Source organism: Aquimarina macrocephali JAMB N27, assembly GCF_000520995.1.
Lineage (GTDB): Bacteria > Bacteroidota > Bacteroidia > Flavobacteriales > Flavobacteriaceae > Aquimarina > Aquimarina macrocephali.
Window position 1 is genome coordinate 49,639 of the sequence record NZ_JACA01000020.1, and the last position, 12,929, is coordinate 62,567.

Sequence of the window (12,929 nt, forward strand, 5' to 3'; positions counted from 1 at the left end):
AAAAATTAACACAAAATTTACATACTTTGGTTGCAGAAAGTGAAAATATAAGACGTAAAACAATCAAAAACTAATTTAATTTTATGAAAACATTTACCAAAAGCGCATTGTTTTTATTATGGTTGATACCAATGAGCTTTTTTGCACAGTCAACTGTTAATGGGACAGTTACTGATGCTGGAAGTGGTCAGCCCATTCCTGGTGTAAATATCATTGTTAAAGGAACCACAAACGGAACAACCTCTGATTTTGATGGTAACTATACTATAAACAATGTTAACAATGAGGATATTATTGTATTCTCTTATGTTGGATTTATACCTCAAGAAATGGTATATAGTGGTCAGGCTACTATAGCTATCACATTAGAAGAAGATGCTGCAGAACTCGAACAGGTAGTACTGATTGGGTATGGTACCACCAGAAAAAAAGATTTAACAGGATCTGTTGCTTTGGTTACATCAGAGGATTTCAATACGGGTAACAATGTTACTCCCGAAAACCTATTTAACGGTCGAGTTGCCGGTGTATCCATTAACACTAACGGTGGTCCTGCCGCTAATTCTGAAATCAGAATCAGAGGTGGAGCATCATTAAACGCATCTAATGATCCACTAATTGTTGTAGATGGCTTACCTCTAAATGATCCAGGAGATTTAGCCAATGGTTCAAGATCTATTCTTTCTTCAATTAACCCCAACGACATTGAGTCTTTTTCTATTCTTAAAGATGCATCTGCAGCTGCCATCTATGGTAACCGTGGTGCAAATGGTGTAATCATTATCACAACCAAAAAAGGGAAAAAGAACTTACAGATCAGTTTAGATTCTAAAACCAGTGCTACTCGTGCGCATGAAACAGTAGATGTTTTCTCTGCAGATGAGTATAGAGCATTTATTGCAGAAAATTTCCCAACTCGCGTTGCAGATTTGGGTACTGCGAATACAGATTGGCAAGATGAAATTTACAGAACAGCTTTTTCAACAGATCATAACCTATCTGTAAGTGGTTCTCTTATGCAAGTTTTACCTACAAGAATTGCCATAGGAAGATCAGATCAGGAAGGACTTAGAAAAACATCTAAGTTTGAAAGAACGACTACATCTCTTTCTTTAAATCCAAGGTTATTTGATAATCATCTAAAAATAGATGTAAACGCTAACTTAAACTTTGAAAAAAACCGGTTCGCGCCAGGTGTAGAAGGGGCGGCTATTACTTTTGATCCAACTCAGCCAGTCCTTGACTCAAGTTCTCCCTACGGAGGTTTTTTTGAATACCGAGATTCTAGTACTGGATTTGCCTCAAACAATGTTCAGAGAAACCCTCTGGCTCAACTATCACAAACAAAAGAGATCGCTAATGTAAGACGGTATTTTGGGAATATAAAACTAGACTATCAATTACACTTCTTTCCCGATGTACGCGCTGTATTAAACCTGGGAATAGATGATAGCGAAACAGACAGATTCCAGGAACGTTCTACCGAAAGCGCAACCGGTTTTAATGCTACACAAGGAGAATTTTTAGGTTTTAAATCAGATACAGATCTATTAGTAAAAAACCGACTTCTAGATGCCTACCTTAAGTATAACAAAACTCTTGGTCAATTAGATATCGAAGCTACAGGAGGATACTCATATCAAAAATTCGAATTAGATAAGTATGAAACAGGGGATCAGCGTGATCCAGGTAATTTCCCTGAAAGAACTATTGATCCAGACGAAGTACTACTGGCTTATTTCTTAAGAACCAACTTAAAATTTAATGACAGATATTTTTTAACAGCCTCTATACGTAGAGATGGTACTTCTCGATTCGGAGAAGATAACAGATGGGGATATTTTCCTTCGGCCTCTTTTGGATGGCAAATAAGCGAAGAGAATTTCCTTAGAAATTCTTCTACCGTAAGTAATTTACGATTACGTTTGGGATATGGTATAACTGGTCAGCAAGATATCGATCAAGCCTATGCATACCTGGAGCGATACAGAAGAAGTAGTCCTCTTACACAATATATCCTTGATGGTGAGGTCATCAATATTGTGCAGCCACAATTTAGAAATGAAGATATCGAATGGGAAAAGATAACTGAGTATAATATCGGTTTAGACTACGGTTTCTGGAACGATAGAATTAGTGGTGCAATCGATGTGTTTAGAAAAGAATCCGATGATTTACTTTCTCAGGCGCCCATCCCCGATGCGGCCAACTTTTCTAACCAGGGATTCCAGAACATAGGTAAGTTTATAACAGAAGGTATAGAGTTTTCTATTAGTGCCGATGTTATTAGAAATAGCAACCTAAAATGGAATGTAAGCTATAATGCAACATTCATCGATAGAGAGATTGAAAGTCTGGCATTTGGTCAGGATATCTTAACCACTGGTATTGGTGGTGGTACTGGTAACACAATCCAGATACATAGAGAAGGAGAGGCTCCGTTCTCATTCTTTACCTATGCACAAGTTTATGATACCAATGGCAAGCCTATAGAAGGAGCATATGCCGATCTTAATGGTGATGGGATCATTAATAACAATGATCGATATATTTCTGGTAAAGGTACTCCAGACCTAATCATGGGGCTTCAATCTAGTGTAAGCTATAAGAATTTTGATTTTAGTTTTAGCATGAGAGCTAATATCGGTAATGAAATCTATAATAATGTTGCTTCTTCAAATGCACAACGAGGTAACATATTTAGAACTGTATTTAATAATACACCATCATCAATCGTAGATACTAATTTTCAGAATACATCAGATGTTATTCTTTCTGATTATTATATAGAGGATGCCTCTTTTCTACGAATGGATAACATTACATTAGGATATACTATTAAAGATCTTATGAAAGGAGTATCCAGTCTTCGATTATGGGCTGGAGTGCAGAATGCATTTGTCATTACTGATTATTCTGGACTAGATCCCGAAATCCAAAATAACGGTGTAGACAATACTATTTTCCCTAGAGGAAGATCACTCCTACTAGGATTAAATTATAAATACTAAAAAATTAAGAAATGAAATTATATAAGATCTTTTTATACGCATTTCTATCCATAGGTATCTTCACCTCTTGCGAGGGGGATTTGGATATCGAATTAGAAGATGATGATGATTTACTAGCGAGTGATGTATTTAATACTCGAGAAGATTACCTTAAAGCCCTTGGTGGTGTATATGCAAACTTATCATTAGTTGGCCTTGATGTTGATTCTAGTGGTGATCCTAATCAATCCAACCTTGCAGGTATCGATGCCGGGACAAGTCAATATGTTCGAGGTTTATTCAGTATGCAGGATGTATCTACCGATCAAGTGATATGGACCTATGAGAATGACCCTGGTATACGTGAGATCCAGAGAAATACATGGGATGCCAATAATGTTATTGTTCTTGGTTTTTGGGCAAGAGCAACTTTTGAAATCTCTCTGGCAAATGAATTTTTACGCCAGACTACAGCTGCCAAATTAGATGAAAGAGGTGTATCTGCAGACCTTAGAAATGAGGTTAAAACCTTTAGAGCAGAAGCTCGCGTATTACGAGCGTTAGCTTATTATCACCTTATGGATCTATATGGTCGTGCTCCTTTTGCAACAGAAAATGATCAGGTAGGGTTTATAAGAGTTCAGGAAATTAAAGGTCAGGCGTTATTCGATTATATAGAAAAAGAACTTCTCGAAGTGAATGCAGATTTATTAGATGTAAATCCTAGTCAGAACTATGCCCGCGCTAATAAAGGAGTGGCAAAAATGATTTTGGCTAAGATCTATTTAAATGCAGAAGTGTATTTAGGAGCAGGTAATGGTCGATATGCAGATTGCTTACAAACATCTCAAGAGATTATTAATAGCGGGTATTCGCTAACACCTAATTATCTGTATAACTTTATTGCAGATAATGACGCTAATGGTGCTCAAAACGAAATCATATTTCCTATTGTTGGTGATGGTGCTAATGTAAGAAATTTTGGTGGTGCATCAATCATTATCCAGGGACAGCAAAATGCAGATGGTTTTAAGCCTACTCCTGCTTCTTTAGGAGTACAAGGATTTACTACACTGTATAGAGCTAGAAAACAATTCTCTGAGTTATTTGTTACCGATCCGGTTTTTCAAAATGACAATAGAAATACTTTGGTAACTCAGGATATTAGTTCTGATCCGGCGAATACAGATCCTCCTGTGGACAGACCTATCGAAATCGGTTCTGATTTTACAGATTTTTCAAGAGGATATCTGGTTACTAAATATTCTAACATTAAGTCAACAGGTGAAGCTGGACAAAGTGCAAGATTTGTCGATACCGATTTTCCTTTATTCAGGTTAGCAGATGCTTACTTAATGTATGCAGAAGCTCATCTTAGAAGTGGCGGTGGTGATCGAGCTACTGCTCTGGGGTATGTAAATGCTCTTAGAGAAAGAGCGTTTGGTGATGTGTCTGGAAATATTACAGATTCAGAACTTACCCTGGACTTTATCCTTGACGAAAGAGCACGAGAATTATATTGGGAAGCTCACAGAAGGCAAGATTTAATCAGATATGGTAAATATACTGGTGGAGCCTATAATTGGAGATATAAAGGAGGTACACCTAATGGATCTTCAATCTCAGATAATTTTAAACTATTTCCGGTTCCGGCATCCAGTAGAGCTGCTAATCCTAATCTAGGACAGAATACTGGATTCTAAAACAACGATTACAAATTTAATTTACTCAGTCATGAAAAAAATATCAATACTACTATTTGCATGTATCGCTGCACTTTGCTTCAATGCGTGTGTAGAAGATGAAGAACCAACGTTTGTTATTCAGGAATCACAAACAGAAGGGCCACTAATAGTAACCGCCAATTCTACAGTTAGTCTTGTTAAAGATTTGGCAGACCAACGTGCTTTTACCTTAGTTTGGGAAGATGCAGGATATAATATCAATACCCCTATCACCTATACTATAGAAGCCGGTTTAGGAGGTACAAATTTTGAAACCACCTTAGATCCCGCTGTTATTGCAACTACCAGTGATCGTTTTTATAACTGGACAATTGGAGAGCTTAACAACCTTGCCATCGGATTAGGTATAGAGCCTGATAAAGAAGGAGCAATAGATCTACGTGTGATTTCTTCTATCGGAACAAATGGCGGAAGCGCTATACCATCTAATGCAACCTCTTTAACAGTTACTCCTTATGCTACTGTCCTTCCTCAAAAAGATCTTTTCTTAGTAGGAAGCGCAACCGCACCAGGATGGGATAATAATAATAACAACCCTCCATTAGTAAGAGATCCTAGTAACCAGAATGTATTTAAATTCACTGGTAAATTTTTAGGTGGTGGTGACATCGCTTTCAAATTCTTAGAAGTATTAGGTGAATGGCAACCACAATGGGGATTAAGCGGTGGTAGTTTGGCCAGTAGTGCGACCCTTGGTTCTGATCCGGATACATTCTCTGTTGCTGCAGAAGGATATTATACACTCGATGTAAACATTCAGGATTTAACCTATACTGTTAATGCATTTGATGCTAGTGGTGCAACTGATTACACAGCTCAAGGTATTGGTATTATTGGTGATTCTACTCCGGGAGGATGGGATAATGATACTGATCTTACTCAATCGGCTTTTGATCCACATTTATGGTATATCAATGGCATCGTTTTAACCAACGGTGAAGGAAAATTCAGAGCTAATAATGCCTGGGATGTAAACTGGGGTGCAGATACTGCAATAACAGGATACGGTACCGCTGGTGGTCCTAACATCCCTGTTGCTGCGGGAACATACAACGTATGGTTCAATGACGTAGACGGAAGTTATGTTTTTATCATTCAATAACAAATCTATATTCACTTAAAAAATTGAAATGAAAAAAATAACACATATATCAACCAAAACCATCCTCCTTTTAGGAGGGTTGGTTCTTGGATTGACCGGTTGTTCTGATGATGACGATTCTGCAAACGATGCAGCACCCATAATCACAAGTCAATCTCTAAAAATGGATTTGGCAGAACGTAAGAAAGAAAATGCAGGTGTATTCATGCAGGCTTTTTATTGGGATACAGAACCTGCAGGAGAATGGTATAATGAAGTAAGCACAAGGATTGAAGACTATAAAGCTTCTGGAATCAATAGAATATGGCTCCCTGCTCCGGGAAAAGGTGCCTCGGGAGGTTTATCTATGGGATATGACCCTTCTGATTATTTTGATGTTGGTGAGTTTGATCAACATGGTACTGTAGAGACCCGTTTTGGATCCAGACAAGAACTAGAAGATCTTATCCAAAAAGCACATGCTAATGATATAGAGGTGATTGCCGATATCGTCATGGGGCATAACTCTGGAGGAGGAAAACAAGCGAATCCTTTTCGTGGGGGTACCGAAGTATATTCTTTGTTTAATGAATCAAACGGAAATGCCTCTGGGAAATTTAATCGTTCTAACGAGCATTTTCACCCTAATGATATTCATGATCACGATGACCAGGCATTATTTTTTGCAGAAACAGACCTTTGCCACGATCAACAATATGTACAGGATTGGTTATGGGGTAGAGATGATTCTGTTGCAGAATTCTATAAAAAGACCCTTGGTTTTGATGGATGGCGTTTTGACTATGTAAAGAGTTTTGATCCTAAATGGGTTAAAGCCTGGAATGCTAAAATTGGAGGATTCTCTGTAGGAGAGAATTTTGATGGTAATCAACAGGTACTAAAAGACTGGGTAGATGCATCTGGATCAACTGCATTTGATTTTGCATGTTTCTACAGATTAGATGAAACCCTGGACAGAGCAAATGATCTTACTGCATTAGGCGAAGCTGATAATATGCTTAGAAAATTAGATCCAGCTAATGCCGTTACTTTTGTTGCTAATCATGATACCGAAAAAGATGATAATCCCGAGAATAGAATAAGTTATAATAACAAGCTACTCGCCTACTCTTATATTCTTACTCATGATGGATATCCAACTATTTTTTATCTTGATTATGAGGCTTTTAAAGGGCAACTTAAAACCCTTATCCAGATCTATACGACATTAGCCGTTGGTGATGTCGAAATACTCGAAGCTAGTAAAGATGAGTATATCATGAAAAGAAGTGGTAGCGGTGATAACCCGGGACTAATTCTATATATGAATATTGGACAGCAAACAAAGCAACGTGTTGTAAAAACCAACTGGGCAAACAAAACCCTGGTTGACTATACCGATAATTCTAGAGCTACTCCTACTACAGACGCAGAGGGTAATACCACACTACAGGCACCTGCAGGAGGATATGCCATATGGTCTGTAACCAAGGAATAAAATTCTATTGAATTCTTATTATACATTAGCCATAAACCATAAAAGAGTGCTTTCTAGCACTCTTTTTTTTGTGTTCTATATTATACTAGGCTTTTCCCAATAATGGGTGATGTGTCCCGTATCTTATTTCTCGTGTCTTTGCATTGATATATTGTATCCAATCTACTGGATTATCAGTTTTCCTCTTAGGGATATATGCACTTTTTAATAGTAATTTCTTTTTCATAACAATGTGTTTTATTTAATTTTTTGTTGTCGTTATGAATACATATACCAATCATGATGCCAAAAATGATTTTTTCTTATGTATTGTAGTGTTTATAGGCCTTAAACGGTAGGTATTAGATTACTATGGTATCAGGGAGATATGGATTTATGGTATAGATTTCTTGTGGAATAATTTTTAAACTCGGATTATGCCTTTGAGGTTTTTTAATTCGGAATTCGTCAATTCGAGTGCTTCGACCAAAGGAAGAAGTGTATCGAGAATAGAATTTCTAATTAAAAAAGCTATTCTCAATAATCCTGCTGAGCTTGCCGAAGTGCAATTTTTCTTCGTTTCACTATGAAAAATCACTCGAATTGATGCTTTTTTTATATTATTAGTTTTAAAATGAACAACGAGTTCCATACATAATTTTTTATCGATTAAAAGGATATTCATTAATCCAATTAAAACCTCTTCCGGTAAGTAAAAAGTCTTTTTTGTCTAATCTTTTTGTTTTACAATCAATCGTATCCTTCATAAAAACACCCTGGATATGCATTGTCGAATCTGTTCTACTGTAGTTTAAAGTATATACTTTTGTAGAATCTTTACGATGTGTTAGCTCAATTTTTTTGGCGATTGTATCAACTTTTGATTTATAACCTATTCTAGACATATTTGTTTTATATAGGTTTAAAGATTTTGCTCTCTCTATAGCAATGTATCTCCATCGGATCGAATCAGTAATAACGGGAATGATCTCTTTAGAATTTATTTTAAAATCTGTAACCTCATATAAACCATATAAAACAGGTTTAGGAGCATTAGGCCCATATTTTTTGCTGGATTCTATGGAACCCTCAATATTAGAATAAAGGAAAAAAACTACAATGATCCATTTTACAGCATTTTTTATTTGTAGTTGCCTTTTTATGATAAATGGTTCTTTGTATTGGATAGGTACTGTTGGTTTATTAAGCAGGATAACATTAAGTAATCGTTTTAAGTGAGGTGCCATGATAAGTAACACCATGATAAATAATTCTGATGAATATAGTTTTACAGGAACATCATAACAGAAATTAATCAAAACAATATTAGCTAACACAGATATTAATATCATCCCACCGAGTGCTACCGTTTTTCTATGGAATAGTAATATTCCCCCAATCACCTCGGCTAGTCCGCTAAATATAGTATACCCTTTTGATGCTCCTATAAATGTCCATACTAATCCCATAGGAGAAGATTCCCCATAGGGTAGTAAAAGCCTATAAAATGAAGGTTCTCGAAATTGCAAAGGAATTACCTTTACCATACCATAAGAAAGCATTACATATCCAACATAATATCGTAGAAATACCAAAAACCAGTAGTTAAGTTGCTCATAATTTCTTTCTTTTTTATCAAAAAATGACCAAATAGCGGTAATCATAGCAGCTACTACTACAAAAAACAATACTAACACATAATCATAAGTAGTATCCCCACTACCATTGGTAAAAACAGTAATCTCATAATCTAATTGTAAGATATTCTTGCCGATCCAGGGAATTATAATATGATATAAATCAACAATAGGGTCTTCTACAACATCTAACTTAGGAATAATATTTATAGGAAACGGAAAGGTTAACAATCCAAAAAAGAGCAGTAAAAACCTAAGTAAGGTTTTATTTTGAGTAATCATAGTTTATTGTTTCTTTAATCGCTTCTCAATTTCTTTTTTACCTCCAGGAGTAAGAACCGCACTAGAAGTTTCTTTGATAAAGGTATATTAAAAACTACTTATAAACCTTTATTTATCTAGAACATTGATCTTAATTCTAGAATCAAGACTATTGAAGTGTTGATGAGTTTTGATTTTTAGGAGTTTAATTTTTTAATAAAATAAGATGGATATATGCCGGTTCTTTTATGAAATGACTTCGAGAATACTTCGGTAGAATTAAAACCTGCTTCGTTGGCTAATGCTTTAATCGTATATTTTTGTATTTTTTTATCAGTTTTTAATCTTTCTACAATATAATCAACTCTTAAATCATTGATATAGGGAGAAAAGCTTTTATCTCTATAAAATTTGATAACCTTTGTCAAGTATTTAGAATTCGTATTTATTTTTTTGGCTAATGTTCCAGAGGCAATATTTATTTCTAAAAACCCATCGTTTTTTTTCAAATTTATCTAATGCTTTTAAGATTGCTTCAACAACATCTTTTGAAATACCTATTGAAGTATTTTCTTCGTTTATTTTAGTATTGTTTCTTTTGACCTCATTATTTGCAGAAACCATGAGTTCGTCAAAATGCTTTTTGTATCGCTTATTTTTCCTATAACTATTGAAAAGAATAGAAGTAATAATAATTATAACTATTGATGTGATAAAAATAACATAATACGACCGATTATTTTTGGTTTTAAGTTCATGAATGATACTTTCTTTTTGTGATATCAAAATAGGAGTATCAAATTCTGAATTTAATTTATCTGTCGTAGTTATATATCTGCTGTGAAATAAACTATCATTATAAAGTAATCTATTTATATAATAAAGCTGATTGTCTCTATCATTAATAGATTTATAGTAGCTTATAATTTCTGGGTATGCTGGTCTAGCTTCCGAAATTAAATTATTGGATAATTGAACAATGGAATCTATCTTTTTTAAATAATCAATAGCAATCTCTTTTTGGTGTAATGCATTATATGATTTACCAAGAAAAAGATATCCATTAACGAGATTATGATATCCATAGCTTGCTCTGTGCTTATTTTCCAAAAATTGTTTTATACCTTGTTTTAATGATAGTATTGCATTGTTATAGTCTTTATCATAATACTGCAATATTCCTTTTTCCAAAATATAAAGATCTTTAATATCAGTATTTTGGGACATTTTTTCTCCTATACTATGAAAATAATATGCTGAGTCAATTTCTTTATTCAACCTATAAGTATATATTAAATCAGAAAGGAACATCAGGTACCGTATTGAATCATTTACCCTTTTACCAATTTGTATTTTTTCATATTGCATAGATTGTTTATAAAGGAATTTTGCTTCATTATACTTTCCTAATTTTCTTTTTAGGTCAGCAATTTTAGAGCGAAAAAGGGATACATAGACTAAAACATTCTTTTTTTTTGCGTGTTCTAGCCCCACAAGGAAGTAGTCTAAAGCTTTATTATAATCGCCTTTTTCTTGCGTTATTATCCCTTTAGTCATATACATAGATCCCGTTTGCAGCACATGTTTTGTGTTTTTTACCACCTCAATACCACTATCAATGTAAACAATGCGTTTTTCATAGTTTTTTTCAAAAAAATATGAAAAACGCATTGTTTTTGATAGAGTTCTTGAAAATCCAATTCAATCAATGAATCTAAATCTTTGGAACTTAAATTTTGAGCATACGATAGATATTGACATAACAGTAGTAAGCAGAGAAAAAAGAATATTCTATATCTACCCATTTTAATTTGGTTTTTTTGATAATGTGCCATCACCTTAAAAAATCAATTTAGTTTATCTTTTTATACTTAAAGCTGCTTTCTTTCAGGTTTTAAAACTTAATAAAGATATATTTAATATTAGGCCTCTATAATTTTTGTTAAAGCATAATAAACTAAGGAATTAACAAAGGTTTTTTTCTAAATTCTAGAATTAAGACTTAAAAAAATAATATCCTTATGATTGTATTCTCTTTATAAAATACGATGGGTATATCCCTGTTTTCTTTAAAAAAGATTTAGAAAATACTTCTGTAGAATTAAACCCGGCTTCGGATGCTATTGCTTTGATTGTGTAATTTTGCAATTTACGATCTGTTTTTAATTGCTGAACGATATGATCTATTCGTAAATCATTTATATAAGTTGTAAAGGTTTTTTTTCTATGGTATTTAATCACTTTGGTTAAATATTTAGAATTTGTATTCATCTTTTTAGCCAATATACCAGAAGTAATATTGATTTCTAAAAAGTCGTTATATTTTTCAAAAGTTTCTAACTCTTTTAATATCATTTCAACAATCTGATCAGCAATACCGATACCTGGATCCGATTTAATGTTTTCGTTCTTAAATTCTTTATTTTTTTGATCCATCAATTCTTCAAAACGAGTCTTATATTTTTTATTCCTTCTGTGATTAAGAATAAAAACAACTATAATTACCATGGTAATTATGAGTAAAACAATAATACCGTAATGAGATTTGTTTTTTTGAGCTTCAAGTTCATAAATCAATTTCTCTTTTTCAGAAAACAAGATAGGAGTATCATATTCTTTGATCAATTTATTGTTGATATCCTTGTAATTACGATCAATTATACTATCGTTATATAATAATCTGTTAATATAGTACAACTGATTATTTTTATCGCCTATGGATTTGTAATATTTAATGATCTCTGAGTATGCTGAACGAATTTTTGGAATTAAATAGTTCGTTTGTTGAAGGACAGAATCTATTTTTTTATAATAAATAATACTTTGTTCCTTATTAGATAAAGCATCATAAGATTTTCCAAGAAAAAAATAAGCATCAATTAAATCATAGGTTGCGAAATATACATTACTTTCAGGTTTTCGAAATATCTTTAAGGACTCGACTATATTTTTTATTGCAACGGTATATTCCTCACTATAGTAATGAAGAATCCCTTTGTTTAATCTAAACAATGATTGTATTATTTTCCCGTTAGACATTATCATGCCTTGTTTATTCAAAATGGCAGCAGAATCTAGTTCTTTATTTTGCCTATAAGTATTCGCTAAATCTGAAAGTGTTAAAAGATAGCTTAACGAATCATTTGGTTGTTTTCCCATTTTTAATTTTTCATAGTTCAAAGCTTCTTTAAATAGAGATTTAGCTTCTTCATATTTTCCAAACTTTCTTTTTAGCACTGCTATATTATGTTGTAAAATAGCTATATAATCCGAATCGTTTGTCTTTTTTGCTAACTCCAAGCTCTCTAAATAATTATCCAGAGCGATATCAAAAAAAGCTGCCGTCTCATAAACTGTGCCTTTATGGGTCTTAAGAAAAACTAAAGTCCCTTCATTATTTATACTTGTAGCTATATTAATTGCACTATCAATATATATAATGCGTTTTTCAAGGTTATTTGGATAAAGCGTTCCCAAATAATATAGCCCAGTTATTATACCTAAATCGTTTTTTTCTTTTTTTCCTTTTTGCAGAAGAGCGTTTGCATATAGCCTGGCTTTGATATGATTGGTATCAAAATTATTACCATATCCTTCACTAAGCTCTTTGTATTCTAACTTTATTAAAGAATCTAAAACTTTAGAACTTATATTTTGACAGTATAATGGATATTGGTTTATTAATAATATAATCAAGCAAAAAAGTGTTCTATGTATGTACATTAAACTAAATTTATT

At 33.5% G+C, this 12,929-nt stretch carries 10 protein-coding genes; 4 read left to right on the forward strand and 6 right to left on the reverse strand.

The annotated features are described in order from the left end of the window. Nucleotides 1-83: 83 nt before the first annotated feature. From Z054_RS0112535 to Z054_RS0112550, 4 genes are read left to right on the forward strand one after another with little or no spacing between them, the layout of a single operon-like run. Nucleotides 84-3,011, forward strand: coding sequence for a SusC/RagA family TonB-linked outer membrane protein (locus Z054_RS0112535; RefSeq protein ID WP_024770408.1), 2,928 nt, complete (start codon nucleotides 84-86; stop codon nucleotides 3,009-3,011). A gap of 11 nt (nucleotides 3,012-3,022) precedes the next feature. Beyond that, nucleotides 3,023-4,693 (forward strand): RagB/SusD family nutrient uptake outer membrane protein, encoded by a 1,671-nt coding sequence (locus Z054_RS0112540; RefSeq protein WP_024770409.1) that lies wholly within the window; start codon nucleotides 3,023-3,025, stop codon nucleotides 4,691-4,693. A 31-nt stretch (nucleotides 4,694-4,724) separates the two neighbouring features. Then, on the forward strand, nucleotides 4,725-5,837 hold the full coding sequence (locus Z054_RS0112545; protein ID WP_024770410.1) for a SusF/SusE family outer membrane protein: 1,113 nt from the start codon (nucleotides 4,725-4,727) through the stop codon (nucleotides 5,835-5,837). A gap of 28 nt (nucleotides 5,838-5,865) precedes the next feature. Further along, on the forward strand, nucleotides 5,866-7,314 hold the full coding sequence (locus Z054_RS0112550) for an alpha-amylase (RefSeq protein ID WP_024770411.1): 1,449 nt from the start codon (nucleotides 5,866-5,868) through the stop codon (nucleotides 7,312-7,314). Between the two features lie 85 nt (nucleotides 7,315-7,399). On the opposite strand, the gene Z054_RS31745 is transcribed toward Z054_RS0112550, so the two are convergent. From Z054_RS31745 to Z054_RS0112580, 6 genes are all read right to left on the reverse strand, one after another. After that, the gene (locus tag Z054_RS31745; RefSeq protein ID WP_159025448.1) at nucleotides 7,400-7,540 is read right to left on the reverse strand and encodes a hypothetical protein; all 141 of its coding nucleotides are present in this window, start codon (nucleotides 7,538-7,540) and stop codon (nucleotides 7,400-7,402) included. Nucleotides 7,541-7,717: 177 nt separating this feature from the next. Then, nucleotides 7,718-7,945, reverse strand: a complete 228-nt coding sequence (locus tag Z054_RS0112560) for a hypothetical protein (RefSeq protein WP_152538538.1) — start codon at nucleotides 7,943-7,945, stop codon at nucleotides 7,718-7,720. A 10-nt stretch (nucleotides 7,946-7,955) separates the two neighbouring features. After that, complete coding sequence (locus tag Z054_RS0112565; protein ID WP_024770413.1) at nucleotides 7,956-9,212, reverse strand: hypothetical protein; 1,257 nt, start codon at nucleotides 9,210-9,212, stop codon at nucleotides 7,956-7,958. Nucleotides 9,213-9,388: 176 nt separating this feature from the next. Continuing rightward, a complete protein-coding gene (locus tag Z054_RS0112570; protein WP_161635287.1) occupies nucleotides 9,389-9,619 on the reverse strand; it encodes a helix-turn-helix domain-containing protein in 231 nt (76 codons plus the stop codon). A 4-nt stretch (nucleotides 9,620-9,623) separates the two neighbouring features. After that, a complete protein-coding gene (locus Z054_RS0112575) occupies nucleotides 9,624-10,862 on the reverse strand; it encodes a tetratricopeptide repeat protein (RefSeq protein WP_024770415.1) in 1,239 nt (412 codons plus the stop codon). Nucleotides 10,863-11,210: 348 nt separating this feature from the next. Further along, the gene (locus tag Z054_RS0112580) at nucleotides 11,211-12,887 is read right to left on the reverse strand and encodes an AraC family transcriptional regulator (protein WP_161635288.1); all 1,677 of its coding nucleotides are present in this window, start codon (nucleotides 12,885-12,887) and stop codon (nucleotides 11,211-11,213) included. Nucleotides 12,888-12,929 lie beyond the last annotated feature (42 nt).